Genomic DNA, 18,232 nt, shown 5'->3' on the forward strand with positions numbered 1-18,232 from the left:
AGTGGTTTATAATTATTTACAGCCTGATCCTGTTCAGGCTGTTTTTATTTGTGCTTCAGTGTCTTACCGAAGCACTGATGAATGTCATGCGAAGGTAAATTGCCGGTAAAGGCGCTTTGCCTGAAACAATTCAGTGCTTATCTTGCAGCCTCCCCAAAAGAAGTTCTCGCGCATAAATGGTTGATCACTCCATGCAATCTTCTGCTTCTCATACTTCTCGTCGTTGGCTGTTCGGCCTGTTGATCCTGTTGATTATTGGCGCACTGTGCTGGCATTTCTGGCCGTCAGGCGCGCATCACAAGGGCACGCAAGCCAAGTCCGTCGCGCACACGGGCAAGTCGGGCATGGCGCGTCCGGGCTTCGGGGCGTCCGCCGGCCCTGTGCCCGTGCGGGTAGCACCGGCGACGGTGGGAGACTTCCCGGTGTACTACAAAGCCCTGGGGACGGTGACGGCCCTCAACACGGTCAACGTGCGTACGCAAGTCGCCGGGCAACTGGTCAAGATTCACTTCCAGGACGGCCAGATGGTCAAGGCCGGTGATGTGCTGGCCGAGATCGATCCGCGCAACTACGAAAGCGCCTTGCTCCAGGCCCAGGGCACCCTCCTGCAAAGCCAGGCGCAATTGAAGAACGCCCAGGTGGATGTGCAGCGCTATCGCGGGCTGTTCGCCGAAGACAGTATCGCCAAGCAGACCCTGGACACCGCCGAGGCCACGGTGCTGCAGTACCAGGGGACGGTCAAGGCCAACCAAGGGGCGGTCGATGCCGCCAAGCTGAACCTGGACTTCACCAAGATCCGCGCGCCGATTTCCGGGCGCCTGGGCCTGCGCCAACTGGACGTCGGCAACCTGCTGGCGGCGAACGACAGCCAGATACTGGTGATCATCACTCAGACCCAGCCGATCAGCGTCGCCTTCACCTTGCCGGAAAACAACCTCGACACCGTGCTCACGCGCTTCCATGGCGGGGCGAAGTTGCCCGCCGAAGCCTGGGACCGTGGCGATGTGAAACAACAGGCCAGCGGTGTATTGCAGAGCATCGACAACCAGATCGACATCACCACCGGCACCCTCAAGTTCAAGGCCCTTTACGATAACCGCGAGCAGAGCCTGTTCCCCAACCAGTTCGTCAATGTGCACCTGCTCGCCGATACCCTGAAAAACGTGGTGCTGGCGCCGAGCGCGGCGATCCAGTTCGGCAACGACGGCACCTTCGTCTATGTCATGGACGGCGACAAGAAGGTCAAGATCCGGCCGCTGAAGGTCGGCGCCAGCGACGGCAATGTCACGGTGATCAAGGATGGCCTGGCCGCCGGTGATCGGGTGGTCCTGGAAGGCACCGACCGCTTGAAGGATGGCGGCGAAGTGGAAGTGGTCAATGACGCCCAGGACGTGCCCAAGGCGCCCGCCGGGCAGTTGAAGGACGGCGCGGCGGCCAAGGCACCGGCTGAAGCCGACAAGGCGAAAAAGGTCGGCGCATGAATCTCTCGCGGCTGTTTATTCTCCGCCCGGTAGCGACCACCCTGAGCATGCTGGCCATTATCCTGGCCGGCCTGATCGCCTATCGGCTGCTGCCGGTGTCGGCGTTGCCCCAGGTCGACTACCCGACCATCCGGGTGATGACTCTTTACCCGGGCGCCAGTCCCGACGTGATGACCAGCGCGGTCACCGCGCCCCTGGAACGCCAGTTCGGGCAGATGCCCGGGTTGACCCAGATGGCCTCCACCAGTTCCGGCGGGGCATCGATCCTGACCCTGCGTTTCAACCTCGATATCAATATGGATGTCGCCGAGCAGCAGGTCCAGGCGGCGATCAATGCCGCCACCAACCTGCTGCCCAAGGATTTGCCGGCACCGCCGGTGTACAACAAGGTCAACCCGGCGGACACCCCGGTGCTGACCCTGGCGATCACCTCGAAGACCATGCTGTTGCCCAAGCTCAATGACCTGGTCGACACCCGCATGGCGCAGAAGATCGCCCAGATCAGCGGCGTCGGCATGGTCAGCATTGCCGGCGGCCAGCGCCAGGCGGTGCGGATCAAGGTCAATCCCGAGGCCCTGGCGGCCAACAGCCTGAACCTGTCGGATGTGCGCACCCTGATCGGCGCCTCGAACGTCAACCAGCCCAAGGGCAACTTCGACGGCCCGACCCGGGTGTCGATGCTCGACGCCAACGACCAGTTGCGTTCGCCCAAGGAATACGCCGAACTGATCCTCGCCTACAAGAACGGCGCGCCGCTGCGGCTCAAGGATGTCGCGCAGATCGTCGATGGCGCCGAGAACGAGCGTCTCGCCGCCTGGGCCAATGAAAACCAGGCCGTGCTGCTGAATATCCAGCGCCAGCCCGGGGCCAACGTGATCGAGGTGGTGGACCGGATCAAGGCCTTGCTGCCGAGTATTACCGACAACCTGCCGGCGGGTATCGAGGTCAAGGTACTGACCGACCGCACCCAGACCATCCGTGCGTCGGTCAGCGACGTCCAGCATGAATTGCTGATCTCCATCGCCCTGGTGGTGATGGTGACCTTCCTGTTCCTGCGCCGGGCCAGCGCCACCATCATTCCCTCGGTGGCCGTACCGCTGTCGCTGATCGGCACCTTTGGCGTGATGTATCTGGCGGGCTTTTCGGTCAACAACCTGACCCTGATGGCCCTGACCATCGCCACCGGCTTCGTGGTCGACGACGCCATCGTCATGCTGGAAAACATCTCGCGTTTCATCGAGGAGGGCGACAGTCCGATGCAGGCGGCGCTCAAGGGCGCCAAGCAGATCGGCTTCACCCTGATCTCGCTGACGCTGTCGCTGATCGCGGTACTGATCCCGCTGTTGTTCATGGCCGATGTGGTCGGGCGGCTGTTCCGCGAGTTCGCCATCACCCTGGCGGTGGCGATCCTGATTTCCCTGGTGGTGTCCCTGACCCTCACGCCGATGATGTGTGCGCGCTTGCTCAAGCGCGAGCCGAAACCCGAAGAACAGGGCCGCTTCTATCGTGCCAGCGGCGCCTGGATCGACTGGTTGATCGAGGCCTACGGCCGCAAGTTGCAGTGGGTGCTCAAGCACCAGTCGCTGACCTTGCTGGTGGCGGTCGGCACCTTGGCGCTGACCGTGTTCCTCTACATGATGGTGCCCAAGGGCTTCTTCCCGGTGCAGGACACCGGGGTGATCCAGGGGATTTCCGAAGCACCGCAGTCGGTATCCTTTGCCTCCATGAGCCAGCGCCAACAGGAACTGGCCAAGGTCATCCTCACCGACCCGGATGTGGAGAGCCTGTCGTCGTATATCGGCGTGGACGGCGACAATGCCACGCTCAACAGCGGCCGCTTCCTGATCAATCTCAAGCCGCGCCACCAGCGCCGTGAGACCGCCACGCAGATCATCAACCGCCTGCAGCCGGAAGTCGACAAACTGTCGGGGATCCGCCTGTACCTGCAGCCGGTGCAGGACCTGACCATCGAGGATCGGGTCAGCCGCACCCAGTACCAGTTCAGCATGTCCTCGCCGGACCCCGACCTGCTGGCCGAGTGGAGCGGCAAGCTGGTGGACGCCCTGGCCCAGCGCCCGGAACTGACCGATGTCGCCAGCGACTTGCAGGACAAGGGCCTGCAGGTCTTCCTGGTAATAGACCGGGACGCCGCTTCACGCCTTGGCGTGGCGGTGTCGGATATCACCGATGCGCTGTATGACGGTTTCGGCCAGCGGCAGATTTCCACCATCTACACCCAGGCCAGCCAGTACCGCGTGGTGCTGCAAGCCCAGGCGGGGGAGAAGATCGGACCGCAGGCGCTGGAGCAGATCCACGTCAAGACCACCAGCGGCGGACAGGTGCGCCTGTCCAGCCTGGCCCGTGTCGAGGAGCGCCAGGCGCAGTTGGCCATCTCCCATATCGGCCAGTTCCCGGCGGTGATGATGTCGTTCAACCTGGCGCCGGGCGTGGCGCTGGGGCAGGCGGTGGAGGTTATCGACCAGGTCAAGCAGGAGATCGGCATGCCGGTGGGCGTGCAGACCCAGTTCCAGGGCGCGGCCGAAGCCTTCCAGGCCTCGCTGTCGAGCACCTTGCTGCTGATCCTGGCGGCGGTGGTGACCATGTACATCGTGCTCGGGGTGCTCTACGAGAGTTATATCCACCCGGTAACCATCCTCTCGACCTTGCCCTCGGCGGCGGTCGGGGCCTTGCTGGCGTTGATTCTGACAGGCAACGACCTGGGCATGATCGCCATTATCGGGATCATCCTGCTGATCGGTATCGTCAAGAAGAACGCGATCATGATGATCGACTTCGCCCTCGACGCCGAGCGCAACCAGGGCATGTTGCCGGAGCAGGCGATCTACCAGGCGGCGCTGCTGCGTTTCCGGCCGATCCTGATGACCACCCTGGCGGCGCTGTTCGGCGCCATTCCGTTGATGCTCGCCACCGGTTCCGGTGCCGAACTTCGTCAACCCCTGGGCCTGGTGATGGTCGGCGGCTTGCTGGTCAGCCAGGTACTGACGTTGTTCACCACGCCGGTGATCTACCTGTACTTCGATCGCCTCGGACGGCGCTGGGGGCGGCATCCGAGCCGTCTTGAGCAGGTGGAAACATGAACCTGTCGGGACCTTTTATTCGCCGGCCGGTAGCGACCATGCTGCTGAGCCTGGCGATTGTCCTGCTGGGCGCTGTGAGTTTCGGCCTGTTACCGGTTTCGCCGCTGCCGCAAATGGACTTTCCGGTGATCGTGGTCCAGGCCAGCCTGCCGGGTGCCAGCCCGGAAGTCATGGCCTCCACCGTGGCCACGCCGCTGGAACGCTCCTTCGGCGTGATTCCCGGCGTCAACACCATGAGCAGCCGGTCCAGCCAGGGTTCGACCCGGGTGATCCTGCAGTTCGACCTCAACCGCGATATCAACGGCGCGGCGCGGGAGGTCCAGGCGGCCATCAATGCCTCGCGCAACCTGCTGCCCAGCGGCATGCGCAGCATGCCCACCTACAAGAAGGTCAACCCGTCCCAGGCGCCGATCATGGTGCTGTCGCTGACCTCCGACCAGTTGCAGAAGGGCCAGCTCTACGACCTGGCCTCGACCATCCTGTCCCAGAGCCTGTCCCAGGTCCCGGGCGTGGGCGAGGTGCAGATCGGCGGCAGTTCGCTGCCGGCGGTGCGCATTGAACTCGAACCCCAGGCGCTCAACCAGTACGGCGTGGCCCTGGACAATGTCCGGACCGCCATTGCCAATGCCAACGTGCGCCGGCCCAAGGGTTCGCTCGAGGATGCCGGCCGCAACTGGCAGATACAGGCCAACGACCAGTTGGAAAAGGCCAAGGACTATGAACCGCTGATCATTCACTACCAGAACGGCGCGGCCCTGCGCCTGGGGGATGTGGCGAAGATCAGCGACAGCGTCGAGGACCGTTACAACGCCGGGTTCTTCAACAATGACGAGGCGGTCCTGCTGGTGATCAACCGCCAGGCCGGCGCCAACATCATCGAGACGGTGAACGAGATCAAGGCGCAACTGCCGACTTTACAGGCGGTCTTGCCGGCCAGCGTCAAGCTGAACCTGGCCATGGACCGCTCGCCGGTGATCAAGGCCACGCTCCACGAAGCCGAGATGACCCTGCTGATCGCCGTGGCCCTGGTGGTGCTGGTGGTGTATCTGTTCCTCGGCAACTTCCGCGCCTCGTTGATTCCGACCCTGGCGGTGCCGGTGTCGCTGGTCGGCACCTTTGCGGTCATGTACCTCTACGGCTTCTCCTTGAACAACCTGTCGCTGATGGCCCTGATCCTGGCCACCGGGCTGGTGGTGGACGATGCCATCGTGGTACTGGAGAACATTTCCCGGCATATCGACGATGGCATTCCACCGATGAAGGCCGCGTACCTGGGGGCCAAGGAAGTCGGCTTCACCTTGCTGTCGATGAACCTGTCGCTGGTGGTGGTGTTCCTCTCGATCCTGTTTATCGGCGGGATCATCGGCAGCCTGTTCCGCGAGTTCTCCATCACCCTGGCGGCCTCGATCCTGGTTTCGCTGGTGGTGTCCCTGACCCTGACGCCGATGCTCTGCGCGCGCTGGCTCAAGCCGCACCAGCAGGGTGAGCCGAGCCGGCTGCAGCGCTGGAGCGAAAAGGCCAACGAACGCATGATCGCGGCCTATGCCGTCAGCCTGGACTGGGTCCTGCGGCACAAGCGCCTGACCCTGCTCAGCCTGTTCGTCACCATCGGGGTGAACGTCGCCCTGTACGTGGTGGTGCCGAAAACCTTCCTGCCGCAACAGGACACCGGGCAACTGATCGGCTATGTCCGTGGCGACGACGGTATGTCGTTCGGCAATATGCAGCCGAAGATGGAAATCTTCCGCAAGGCGGTACTGGCCGACCCGGCGGTGCAAAGCGTGGCCGGGTTTATCGGTGGCAACAATGGCACCAACAACGCCTTCATGCTGGTGCGCCTCAAGCCGATCAAGGAGCGCAACGTCTCGGCGCAGAACGTTATCGAGCGCCTGCGCACGGAAATGCCCAAGGTGCCGGGTGCCCGACTGATGCTGATGGCCGATCAGGATCTGCAGTTCGGCGGCGGTCGCGAGCAACAGACCGCGCAGTACTCCTACATCCTGCAAAGCGACGATCTTGGCGCGTTGCGCGAGTGGTATCCGAAAGTGGTCGCGGCCCTCAAGGCCTTGCCGGAACTGACCGCCATCGATGCACGGGAAGGCCGCGGGGCGCCGCAGACTACCCTGGTGGTCGACCGTGATACCGCCAAACGCCTGGGCGTGGATATGAACACGGTGACCACGGTGCTCAACAACGCCTACAGCCAGCGGCAGATCTCCACCATCTACGACACCCTGAACCAGTATCAGGTGGTGATGGAGATCAACCCGAAATACGCCCAGTCGCCGGAAACCCTCAATCAGGTCAAGGTCATCGGCTCAAGCGGGCAGCGTATTCCGCTGTCGACCATCGCCCATTACGAAAACAGCCTGCAGGATGACCGGGTTGACCACGAGGGGCAGTTCGCCTCCGAAAGCCTGTCGTTCGACATGGCGCCCGGCGTCACGGTGGAGCAGGGCACTGCCGCTATCGAGCGGGCCGTCGCCAAGCTCGGTTTGCCGGAAGCGGTGATCGCCAAGATGGCCGGCACCAGCGACGCCTTTGCGGCAACCCAGAAAAGCCAGCCGTTCATGATCCTTGGCGCGCTGGTGGCGGTGTATCTGGTATTGGGCATTCTCTATGAGAGCTACATCCATCCGCTGACCATCCTTTCCACACTGCCGTCGGCCGGGGTCGGTGCCTTGCTCAGTATCTACCTGCTGGGCGGCGAGTTCAGCCTGATCTCGCTGCTGGGGTTGTTCCTGCTGATCGGCGTGGTGAAAAAGAATGCGATCCTGATGATCGACCTGGCGCTGCAACTGGAGCGCCATTCGGGCCTGGACCCGCTGGAGTCGATTCGCCAGGCTTGCCTGCTGCGCCTGCGGCCGATCCTGATGACCACCCTGGCGGCGATCCTCGGAGCCCTGCCGTTGCTGCTGAGCAGTGCCGAAGGCGCGGAAATGCGCCAGCCCCTGGGTTTGACCATTATCGGCGGGTTGATCTTCAGCCAGATCCTGACGCTCTACACCACCCCGGTGGTTTACCTTTATCTCGACCGTTTGCGCCACCGCTTCAACAAGTGGCGCGGCGTACGCACCGATGGTGCTCTGGAAACTCCGCTATGACTGACCAATCGCAATGCAAAATGCCTCTGGCCGCCCAGCGCCTGGAGACCATCCGTGGTTCACGCCTGTTGAGCCTGGCCTTGTGCGGGCTGCTGCTCAGCGCCTGCGCCGTGGGCCCGGACTACAAGCGTCCGGACGCCGCCGCACCGGCGCAATACAAGGAAGCCAGCGGCTGGCGTCAGGCGCAGCCCAGTGACTCTCTGGCCCGTGGTGCCTGGTGGGAGCTGTATGGCGACCCGACGCTCAATGGCCTGGTGGAAAAACTCAACAGCGCCAACCAGACCGTGGCGCAGTCCGAAGCCCAGTACCGCCAGGCCCTGGCGTTGGTCAAGAGCGCCCGGGGGGCGTTCTTTCCGAGTGTCGACCTGAGTGCCGGGAAAACTCGCTCCAGCCAGGGCACCGGTAGCAGCAACTCGAGCCTGAGCCGTTCATCCAGCGGGATTGTCGACACCTATAACGCCCAACTCGGGGTGAGTTGGGAGGCGGATGTCTGGGGCAAGCTGCGCCGAGGCCTGGAAGCCAACGACGCCAGTGCCCAGGCAAGTTTTGCCGACCTCGCGGCCATGCGCCTGAGCCAACAGTCGAGTCTGGTGCAGAACTACCTGCAACTGCGGGTGATCGACGAACAGAAGCGCCTGCTTGAAGCCACGGTGCAGGCCTACGAGCGCTCGTTGAAAAATACCGAAAGCCAGTACCGCTTTGGCGTTTCCGGGAAAGCGGCGATCGCCCAGGCGCAGACCCAGCTCAAGAGCGCCCAGGGCGACCTGATCGACCTGATCTGGCAACGGGCCCAGTTCGAAAACGCCATTGCCGTCATGATCGGCCTGCCCCCGGCGCAATTCCAGCTGGCGGCCACCAACAGTGTTCCGGCCTTGCCGGCGATTCCGCTGGGGGTGCCGTCGCAACTGCTGGAGCGGCGTCCGGACATCGCTTCGGCGGAGCGTTCGGTGATCGCGGCCAACGCCAATATCGGCGTGGCGAAGGCGGCTTATTATCCGGACTTCACCCTGAGCCTGTCCGGTGGTTACAGCAGCAGTACCTTTGAGAACTGGATCAGCCTGCCGAACCGTTTCTGGTCGGTGGGCCCTAAGCTGGCCGCCACCTTGTTCGACGGTGGCCAGCGCTCGGCGGAAGTGGACCGGACCGAAGCAGTGTATGACCAGACCGTGGCCAAGTACCGCCAGACCGTGCTGGATGGATTCCGTGAAGTGGAAAACTATATGGTCCAGCTCAAGGTCATGGAAGACGAGGCGACGGTGCGGGCCCAGGCGCTGGAAGCGGCCCGGGAATCCCTGCGTTTGACCGACAACCAGTACAAGGCGGGCCTGATCACTTACCTGGATGTGGTCACGGTGCAGACCACGGCGTTGACCAACGAGCGTAGCGTGCTGAGCTTGCTGCAGAGCCGGTTGATCGCCAGCGTCCAGTTGATCGCGGCGATGGGCGGTGGTTGGGATGGCAATACCGACTTGAGCGCCAAGCGCTGATCGGTATTCGGCTTGGGTTGGATGGCGGTCTTATTGACGCCTTCGCGGGCAAGCTCCGCTCCCACACAGAATGTGCGTCGAACACAGATTTTGTATACGACAAAGACCTCGTGTGGGAGCGGAGCTTGCCCGCGAAGAGGCCCTCAAAGTCACAAAACCTTTATCTGAAGAAACCGCACCCGGCCTCATTTCTGCAATGAGCGCACACCGCGTCCCGCCAGGAAACACAGGCTGCCACCAATCGCCGTGAGCCCGCTCAAGGCATAAAACATCGTCCCCGGCGCCGCATGGATCAGCAGATAACCGCAGATCACCGGACTCAATGCACCGCCCAGGGCCGCCAGGTTCTGCGCGCCGAGGTAACTGCCCCGCAGATCCTCCGGGGCTATGGTGTCGACGAACAGATATTCCGACGGATAAATGATCATCTCCCCCAGGGTGAAGATGAACATGGCCGCGCACCAGGTCATCAGGTTCTGCGCAAAACTGAAGCCGATCAACCCGACGATAAACAAGCTGGTGCCGATGGCGATCCAGTAGCGCAACTGCTCACGCTTGAGAAAGCGGCCGATCTGGTACTGCAGCAGGATTACGCTGATGGCGTTGCAGGCCAGGATCGCCGACAAGGTGGTCAGGGCATCCTGGCTGCTGTGGGTCACCAGCAGGAACTGCGAGAGGTACAGCGTGAAGCGGCCATGGACGATGGTGCTCAGCAAGCTGCCGCAGGTAAACAGGATCAGCGTCCGATCATTGCGCAGCGTCACCAGGGTCTTGATGAAACTGGGGGGCTTGCCGATCTGGGCCTGGGCGGTCGGGGTGATGCCGAACATCAGGAAAATACTGCCAAAGGCGATACCGGCGGCCATCAGGAACGGCGCCAAGGGTTGCACCCCGGCGATCACCACGCCCAGCATCGGGCCGGTGGCGTAACCGATATTGGTCAGGGTGTAGCGCAGGGAAAAGACCTTGGCCCGCTGGTCGATGGGCAGGTTCTCGCTGATGATGGCCTTGGAACCGATCAGAAACAGCGCCGATGCGGTCTCGGTCATCACCAGGGTCAGGGTGGTCAGGTACAGGTCATGGGCGAACGTCAGCAGGGTAAAACCGATGCCGCTGGAGAGCATGGCGAGGATCATCAGCCGGCGTTTTTCCAGACGGTCGATGATATAGCCGCCGTACAACGAGAGCAGGGTGGCGATAAACACCGCGATCCCCATCAGCAGGCCGACATCCTGCTGGTTCAGCCCGAGCTTCCTGCTGAGGAACAGGGTCAGCAGCGGACTGGTGATGGCACGGCTGACGACGATGGTCACGGAGCAGATCATCAGCCGACGGATAACGAGGGAATAGGTGGCCACGGTGGTGCTTATATCCTTGTTTTGGAAACGTCTCTGTCAGACCGCTAAAAGCTTCGCGGGCAGGACCACTGCAACATCACGGCAGATACTTGCGGTAGTGGCGCTCATAGACCGCCGCCGGATGGTCCGCCGTCATGGCGCGACCGTTGTCGTCCCACCACTGGGCCACTTCGGCGCCCGTGGCAATCCACACGTCGTCATGTTGCTGGATCCCCTTGAGCAACTCCCGCAGCACACCGATACGCCCCGGCGTGGCAATGACTTCCGGGTGCAGACGCAGGACATAGCACAGCCCGAACCGGTGAAAGCCGGCAAAGTCCATCTGCAGGTTGCCCAGGGTATGGCTGTAGGACGCGATCCGTGATTGTGCCGGTGGCACCGCCGGGCTGAGGTTGAAAGCGAAGTAGGGTTCGTCCTCCAGCTCATAGTGCAGCGGCAGTTCGATAACCTGCGGTGCCGTTGGATGGGCGAAGGGCAGGTCGTCGCCACGCCAGGAGGACGACCAGAGGATACCCTCGTCATGCAGGGCCTCGGTGAAACCCGGTAGCCAATTGCCGGCGGGAATCCTAAAGCCTTTGGGTCGTTCTCCCGTCAGTGCCTCCAGGGCCTTGCAACCTTGTGCGAGCGCTGCCTTCTGTTCCTCGAGGGTCAGAGTGTCGTAGTTCTGGTGCCGATATCCGGCACAGGCGATTTCATGGCCGCCGGCCTGGATCGCTCGGATATGCGCGGGCTGTTCCTCGGCGACGATGCCCGGGATGCACCAGCTGCTGCGTACCCCCAGTTCCTCGAATAAACCGAGCAGGCGCTCAACCCCGCGCTGGCTGCCATAGCGCCAGACCGACAGGCTTTTGTCGCGCCCGGCAACCTCAGGTGCTTGGGTAAGAATGCCGTGTATATCATTGTAATCAATAGTAATTACTACGGCGCAGCGATACGGCGCCGGCCATGGACTCTGGAACGCGGGACGTTGCAACTCAGCCATGATGATGCTCCTTCAGCCACCAATGGGCGACATCGCGGCAGGTGGCAAACCAGACGTCATCGCGCTCGCGCATATGCTCGAACAGCCGCTCCAGCAGCAGGATACGGCCCGGTTTGCCGGTGATCTTGGGGTGAAACAGAGTGGTCAGGCACAGTCCTTCGTCAACCGCGCCATCGAATTCCCGGCACCAGTTGTCCAGGGTCAGCTCATAGCTGGCCGTGCGGTCCAGCCCGGACGGAAAATTCGGTTCGCGGGTGTAGGCAATGGAGGCGTAGTCGTCCATTTCCCAGCGGCCGGGGATTTCCACCAAGGGCTGCGCATGGCCCGGCACCTGCACCAGGTAGGGCCGGTCATCACCGCGCATGCTGCTGGAATAGGTCACCCCGGCGTCGACCAGCATCGCCGGGGTTTCCGCGCGCCAGTCACCGGAGGGGGTGCGAAAGCCCTCGGCGCGGATGTTCAGGTGTTGCCAGAACACCTCGCGGCATTTGTTCATCACGTCCCGCTGCTGTTCCAGCGTCAGGGCGTAAAAGGATTCGTGTTTGTAGCCGTGGTAGGCCACTTCATGTCCGCGTTCGACAATCGCCTGGCATTGCCGGGGCCAGTTTTCCACGACCCAGGCCGGGACGAAGAAAGTGGTCGGCAGGCGGAACTCGTCGAGCAGGTCGAGAATCCGCGGCAACGCCCGATACGGGCCGTAGCCGCCAAAACCGAAGTACTCGGGCTTGTGCCAGATCGAGCCATCGAGCATGGCATCGCCGGTGGGGCCGTCGAGGTCGAACGCCAGGGCCAGGCAGGCTTTGTGCCCATCCGGCCAGGTCGGGGTCGAGGACATGAGTGGCAGCTCCTGTTTACTGGCCCTTGTTCACGGCGATGTTATCGACGGCACCCACCGACAGGTCCCATTTCTTCAGGATGGCCTGGTAGCTGCCGTCGGCGATCATGCTTTGCAGGGCCGCCTGGATAGCGTCCCGCAGTTCCTGGTTTTCCTTGCTCACACCAATCCCGGTGAACTGCACCACCATCGGCGTGCCGATGATCTTGAAGGTGTTTTTCTCCTGGTTCGCGAGGTACGGCAGGGTCTCGCTGCCTTGCACGGCAACGTTGATACGGCTCTGGCGCAGCTGTGCGCGGGCGTCGGCCGAACCTTCGGTGCCGATCACCTTGATCTGTTTGTCAGCCGGGCAGTGTGCGCTGCTCCAGGCAGCGATTTCCGCCGGGAAGGTGGTGCGACGGCTGGTACCGGCGGTCTTGCCGCAGATATCGGTCATCTCGTTGATGTCCTTGTTCTTCTCCAGGGTGTAGAACTGCGAACCACTGGTGAAATAATCGACGAAGTCCACGGCTTTCTGGCGCTCGGCGGTGTCGGTCATGCCCGAGAGCACGATGTCCACGCGCTTGGTGGTCAGGGCGTTGATCATCTGTTCGAAGGAGGTTTCCTGCCACTTCATTTTCACACCCATATGCTGCGCCAGGGCGTTACCCAGGTCGAAGTCGACACCGGTGAGCTCGTTGCTGGCCGGGTCCTTGAAATCCATCGGCGGGTAGTTGGGCATGATCGCGGCGACAATCTCGCCCTTGGCCTTGATGCTGGCGGGCAATTCGGCGGCCCAGGTAAAGCTGGAGGCCATAAGGCCGGCGAGTACTGCGGGAATGACGAAATTCTTCATGGTCGTTCTCTTATGAATGTTGTGAAGGCTCAGGGAACCTAGGTTCGAACGGCAGAAATGAAGCTTTGGGTGCGCGGGTTTTGTGGACTTATTAGAAGTTCTTCGGGGCTTCCTTCCTCCACGATCTGGCCGCCATCCATAAACACCATGCGGTTCGAGACTTCGCGCGCGAAGCCCAACTCATGGGTGACGACGATCATGGTCATGCCGGTCTGCGCCAGGTCGCGCATCACCGACAGCACCTCTGCGACCAATTCCGGGTCGAGTGCCGAAGTGGGTTCATCGAACAGCATCAGCTTGGGCCGCATCGCCAGGGCCCGGGCGATGGCCACCCGTTGCTGCTGGCCGCCGGACAGCTCGATGGGATAGCTGTCGCGCTTGTGCGCCAGGCCGACCCGGGCCAGTAACTCAAGGGCTTCCTCGACCGACTCCTTGGGCGAACGCTTGAGCACCTGGACCGGGCCTTCGATGATGTTTTCCAGCACGGTCATGTGCGGAAACAGGTTGAAGCGCTGGAACACCATGCCGGTGGCCAGCCGCTGGCGGGCGATCTGCGCTTCATTGAGTTCATGCAGCTTGTTGCCGGCGATCCGGTAACCGACCAGTTCGCCGTCGACCCACAAGCCACCCTTGTCGATCTTTTCCAACTGGTTGACGCAGCGCAGCAGGGTGCTCTTGCCGGAACCCGAAGGACCGATGATGCACAGCACTTCGCCTTGCTCGACTTCGATATTGATGTCCTTGAGGGCGTGGAACGAGTCGTAGTATTTGTTCAGGCCGACAGCCTTGATGATGCTTCTCATGTTCGAATTCTCCAGGACACTTACGAGCGCTTGCCGGCGCCACGGGCAAAACGCCGTTCCAGGCGACTCTGGCCGAAGGACAGTACGGTGACGGCGACCAGGTACCAGATCCCGGCGACGATCAGCAGCTCCATGACTCGGGCGTTGGCGTAGTAGATGTTCTGGGCGTTGTAGAGCAGTTCCGAGTACTGGATCACGCTCGCCAGGCTGGTCATCTTGACCATGCCGATAAACTCGTTGCCCACTGGCGGGATGATGATGCGCATGGCCTGGGGCAGGATGATCCGGCGCAGGGCTTGCAGTTGCGGCATGCCGATGGACTTGGCGGCTTCATACTGGCCGGTGTCCACCGAGAGCAGGCCGGCGCGGACCACTTCGGCGGTGTAGGCGCCCTGGTTGATCGACAGGCCCAGCAGCGCGGCGACAAAAGGCGTCATCAGGCTGACGGTATCGAGCTGGAATACTCCGGGAATCCCGATGGTCGGGAAGATCAGCGCCAGGTTGAACCACAGCAGCAGTTGCAGGATCAGCGGCGTGCCACGGAACAGCCAGGTGTAGGTGATCGCCACATAGCGCAGGATCGGGTTGGCCGACATGCGCATGATCGCCGTGATCACCCCGAATACCACGCCCAGGGCCATGGCCAGGATCGCCATGATAATGGTGTTCAGCAGCCCGGTGAGGATCGCGTTGGCGGTCAGGAACTGGCCGATATAGGACCATTCGATCTGGCCCTGGGCAAAGGCCCGGACCAGCCCGACCAGGGCGACGACGATCAGGGTGGCGAAGAAAATACGTCCGTAATAGCGCCGCGGTACGTGTTCGTACTGGGTGATATCGAACTGGTTCTCGGCCAGTTTGCGCTCAGCGAGCAAGCGTTCTGCCTGGGATTGGCTCATGGTGTTTCTCCGTATGCGGCGCCGGGGCGCCGCCGTTGTTTCTGGTTACACCGTCCTGTAGAAGCCTGGCTTGTCGGGCCGCCGCATCGCAGCGAAGGGGCCATCAAGGCCGCCAAAAGCTTCGCGGGCAAGCCCTGCTCCTACAGGGGGGCGGTGTTTTCTAAGCCTTGCTACACACGCAGGCCGGCGTATTCGGCGGCCCATTGGTGCTGTGCTTCGAGTGCGATTTTCAACCGGGCGATCTGCTCGCGAACTCGCTCAGGCGCCGTTCCGCCCCAACCGCTACGGGCGGCAATGGCGGCTTCCAGGGTCAGGTAGTCACGCACTTGCGGGGTCAGGCGTGGATCGATCTCGGCCAACAACGCCGGGCTCGCTTCCCACAGTTCCAGATCGCCGGCTTCGCAGGCCTTGACCAGCGCGCCGGTGATTTCATGGGCTTCCTTGAACGGCACGCCGCGCATCGCCAGCCAGTCGGCGACTTCGGTGGCCAGGGTGAAACCCAGGGGCGCCTGGCGCCGCAATTCCTCGACGTTGACGGTCATGGTCGCGACCATCCCGGCCATGGCCGGCAGCACCAGCAACAGGGTGTCGACGCTGTCGAGCACGCCGTTCTTGTCTTCGCTCAGGTCACGGTTATAGGACAGCGGCAAGGATTTGAGGGTCGACAGCAGCCCGGTCAGGTTGCCGATCAGGCGGCCGGCCTTGCCCCGCGCCAGCTCGGCGATATCCGGGTTTTTCTTCTGCGGCATGATCGAACTGCCGGTGGCATAGGCATCGTCCAGCGCCACCCAGCGGAACTGCCGGGACGACCACAGGCAGAACTCTTCGGCCAGGCGCGAGATATTGATCCCGAGCATGCTGGCGACGAACAGGAACTCGGCGACATGGTCACGGCTGGCCACTGCATCGATGGAGTTTTCACAGACGCCGCTGTAACCCATTTCCCGCGCCGATTGCTGCGGCTGGCGAGCAATGGCCGAACCGGCCATGGCCGCCGCGCCCAAGGGCGACAGCGAGGTACGGGCATCCCAGTCCACCAGCCGCTGGACATCCCGCAACATCGCCTGGGCGTGGGCCAGCAGGTGATGGGCGAACACGATCGGCTGGGCCTGCTGCAAGTGGGTGAAGCCGGGGCAGATGCTCTGCACATGTTGCTCGGCCTGGTCGACCAGCGCCTGTTGCAGGGCCAGGACTTCCACCGCCAGGGTGCGCACATGGTCACGCAGGAACAGGCGCAGGTCATTGGCGGTCTGGTCGTTGCGCGAACGCCCGGCGCGCAGCTTGCCGCCCAGGGCGCCGAGGCGCTCGGTCAGCAGGCGCTCGATAAAGGTGTGCACGTCCTCGTCGTCGAGGGTCGGGGCGACACGGCCGGCGCGGAAATCCTCGCCGATGGTGTCCAGGGCCTCGACCATGCTTTTGGTTTCCTGCTCGTCGAGCAGGCCGGCCCGCTGCAATTCGTGGGCATGGGCCCGGGAACCGGCGAGGTCATAGGGGGTGAGGCGGAAATAACCATCCGGGCAGCGGGAGAGGGCGGCCAGGGCGGCGGATGGGCCGCTCTTGAAACGGGCGCCCCAGAGACGGTCGGTGGCTTGAGCCATTGTTGTTTTCCTCCAGCAAATGATCGATTCAACACAGGACCGCCGCCAACCGTCCGGGGAGGGGCAGGGTCATGCACTATCAGGAGGGCAGATTACGAATCCTTGTAGACGCCGCTCGTGGACACCTACAAGTACAAAAGAATGGCGTTTAAACGCTTGCAATCAGCGACTTGTGGCTGATTTGCAAAAAATATCGGTGGTTGCCAAGCCTGGTTTTCTGTGTTCATTATTATCGACCGGCGACGTTTTTCTTGTGGAGCTAAGCCTGTTGAATATGTGGTTCGAGGTCAATAAGCATGATGGAAACCCAGCTTTCCAATTCTGGAAACCCGGCGCCGAAACCCGGACAGCGAGCGCCCTTGGCACTCAGTGGACTGGACTTCAAATTACTCAAAGTGTTCAAGGCGGTGGTCGAGGCCGGGGGCTTCAGCGCGGCTCAGAATGAGCTGAATGTGGGGCTGGCCGCCATCAGCAAGCAGATTTCCGACTTGGAAATCCGCATTGGCATGCGCCTGTGTACCCGTGGACGAGAGGGTTTTTGCCTGACCGAAGAGGGCAGTCTGGTGTACCAGGCATCAATTGATTTGTTTGCCTCGGTCGACAACTTTCGCGACCGACTTAGTTCGGCCCAGAACGAACTGATCGGCGACTTGAGTGTAGGCGTCGTGGACAATACTATTTCCGACCTTAATTCTCCGTTAGTTGCCGCGCTGCGCAAGATTCACGATGAGTCACCGAAAGTAAGATTTCGCCTGCACGCGGCACAGTTGGATGAAGTGGAGCGAGGGGTTGTAGAAGGTCGTTATATTGCGGGGATAGTACCGGTTTATCAAAAAAGAGAAGAGTTTGATTATTTCACGCTCTATGAGGAGCGGGCCGAGGTTTACTGTGGTGTCGGACACCCGCTGTTCGACTCGGAAGACGCGCTCAGCAGTGTCGAAGTGCTGCGTGAGTACCCGTTCGTCAACCACCGTTATGCCATCCATCGCGACAAACTCGACTTTGTCACCTACGACAGTTTTTCCGCCTCGGCGTCCCAGGTGGAGGCTGTGGCGATGCTTGTCCAGACCGGGCGTTTTCTTGGCTTCCTGCCGCAGCACTATGCCGCCCCGTTGGTGGCCAAAGGCTTATTGCGGGCCTTGATGCCGGAGCGGGTCAGCTATTGCACTCCCTTCAATCTGATCCTGCGCCACAACACGACGCGCAGCCCGCTGGTCAAGGCTTTCGCCCAGGCCCTGGGGGTAGATCTCAAAGCGCCGTTGCAGGGATAGGGGCGAGCTGAAGCCGCCAACCCGCTTGCCCAATACCCGCTCATGGACCTCATTGTTAAGCAACACGCTTTCAATCACTTGCCGAAAGCCGGGCTCGTCGTACAACGGTCCCTTGAGTGCGACCAAGGCATCGCGCAGTGCCATCAACTTGCTCAAAGGGAGCCCCGGGTTCGGCGCGGCACCGTTGCCGGGACCTGGCCCGAGGGCGCCCCGGGTGTTCGCCTTGATGGCGGCGGGCGGTAATGGGTCGCAATCTTCATTGGACATGACGGGTTCTCTACAGAATGGGCGCACTGCGTAAGGAGAACAGAGGGTAAAAAGCTCGACCTTTTTAGTCTAAAGCAGGCTCAGCCGGGTGCTAGTTATGAGCGGATTTTAATAGCCGTCATATTTACGTATATATACGTAGGAGCTTTCTAGAAAACCGCTATTCTTGTAGGTAAAACGGCCTTGAGCAACAGGAAGCTTCATCGGAAAGAGC

General features: G+C 61.9%; 12 protein-coding genes and 1 pseudogene. 5 read left to right on the forward strand and 8 right to left on the reverse strand.

What is annotated here, in order from left to right:
- Positions 1 to 176: 176 nt before the first annotated feature.
- The 4 genes from HX830_RS03365 to HX830_RS03380 are packed head-to-tail and all read left to right on the forward strand — an operon-like array spanning position 177 to position 9,170.
- The gene (locus HX830_RS03365; RefSeq protein WP_177098972.1) at positions 177 to 1,481 is read left to right on the forward strand and encodes an MdtA/MuxA family multidrug efflux RND transporter periplasmic adaptor subunit; all 1,305 of its coding nucleotides are present in this window, start codon (positions 177 to 179) and stop codon (positions 1,479 to 1,481) included.
- Positions 1,478 to 4,579 (forward strand): MdtB/MuxB family multidrug efflux RND transporter permease subunit, encoded by a 3,102-nt coding sequence (locus HX830_RS03370; RefSeq protein ID WP_103494088.1) that lies wholly within the window; start codon positions 1,478 to 1,480, stop codon positions 4,577 to 4,579. Before HX830_RS03365 ends, HX830_RS03370 begins: the two co-directional genes overlap by 4 nt.
- On the forward strand, positions 4,576 to 7,683 hold the full coding sequence (locus tag HX830_RS03375) for a multidrug efflux RND transporter permease subunit (RefSeq protein ID WP_177098973.1): 3,108 nt from the start codon (positions 4,576 to 4,578) through the stop codon (positions 7,681 to 7,683). Before HX830_RS03370 ends, HX830_RS03375 begins: the two co-directional genes overlap by 4 nt.
- Entirely contained in the window at positions 7,680 to 9,170 is a 1,491-nt protein-coding gene (locus HX830_RS03380; protein WP_177098974.1) for an efflux transporter outer membrane subunit, read from the forward strand. The genes HX830_RS03375 and HX830_RS03380 overlap by 4 nt, the downstream gene beginning before the upstream one ends.
- A gap of 185 nt (positions 9,171 to 9,355) precedes the next feature.
- Here HX830_RS03380 and HX830_RS03385 read toward each other — a convergent pair whose 3' ends face one another.
- The 7 genes from HX830_RS03385 to argH all read right to left on the reverse strand — a co-directional run bounded on the left by HX830_RS03385 (position 9,356) and on the right by argH (position 16,480).
- The gene (locus HX830_RS03385) at positions 9,356 to 10,528 is read right to left on the reverse strand and encodes an MFS transporter (RefSeq protein WP_177098975.1); all 1,173 of its coding nucleotides are present in this window, start codon (positions 10,526 to 10,528) and stop codon (positions 9,356 to 9,358) included.
- Between the two features lie 76 nt (positions 10,529 to 10,604).
- Entirely contained in the window at positions 10,605 to 11,510 is a 906-nt protein-coding gene (locus HX830_RS03390; protein ID WP_177098976.1) for a polysaccharide deacetylase family protein, read from the reverse strand.
- The gene (locus tag HX830_RS03395) at positions 11,503 to 12,345 is read right to left on the reverse strand and encodes a polysaccharide deacetylase family protein (protein WP_103494093.1); all 843 of its coding nucleotides are present in this window, start codon (positions 12,343 to 12,345) and stop codon (positions 11,503 to 11,505) included. The genes HX830_RS03390 and HX830_RS03395 overlap by 8 nt, the downstream gene beginning before the upstream one ends.
- A gap of 16 nt (positions 12,346 to 12,361) precedes the next feature.
- On the reverse strand, positions 12,362 to 13,180 hold the full coding sequence (locus tag HX830_RS03400; protein WP_103494094.1) for an ABC transporter substrate-binding protein: 819 nt from the start codon (positions 13,178 to 13,180) through the stop codon (positions 12,362 to 12,364).
- Positions 13,181 to 13,218: 38 nt separating this feature from the next.
- Positions 13,219 to 13,983 carry an amino acid ABC transporter ATP-binding protein gene (locus tag HX830_RS03405; protein WP_103494095.1) on the reverse strand — a complete coding sequence of 255 codons (765 nt, stop codon included), beginning with the start codon at positions 13,981 to 13,983 and terminating at the stop codon, positions 13,219 to 13,221.
- Positions 13,984 to 14,003: 20 nt separating this feature from the next.
- On the reverse strand, positions 14,004 to 14,882 hold the full coding sequence (locus tag HX830_RS03410) for an amino acid ABC transporter permease (protein ID WP_177098977.1): 879 nt from the start codon (positions 14,880 to 14,882) through the stop codon (positions 14,004 to 14,006).
- Between the two features lie 170 nt (positions 14,883 to 15,052).
- Positions 15,053 to 16,480, reverse strand: a complete 1,428-nt coding sequence (gene argH, locus HX830_RS03415) for an argininosuccinate lyase (RefSeq protein WP_152738962.1) — start codon at positions 16,478 to 16,480, stop codon at positions 15,053 to 15,055.
- Between the two features lie 299 nt (positions 16,481 to 16,779).
- On the opposite strand from argH, the gene HX830_RS03420 reads away from it, so the two are divergent.
- A complete protein-coding gene (locus tag HX830_RS03420) occupies positions 16,780 to 17,751 on the forward strand; it encodes a LysR family transcriptional regulator (RefSeq protein WP_152739309.1) in 972 nt (323 codons plus the stop codon).
- Between the two features lie 24 nt (positions 17,752 to 17,775).
- Here HX830_RS03420 and HX830_RS32015 read toward each other — a convergent pair.
- Positions 17,776 to 17,907, reverse strand: a pseudogene (locus tag HX830_RS32015) (type VI secretion system contractile sheath small subunit); the annotation flags it as partial.
- Positions 17,908 to 18,232 lie beyond the last annotated feature (325 nt).

The organism is Pseudomonas gingeri (assembly GCF_013385425.1).
GTDB classification, from domain to species: Bacteria; Pseudomonadota; Gammaproteobacteria; order Pseudomonadales; family Pseudomonadaceae; genus Aquipseudomonas; species Aquipseudomonas gingeri_D.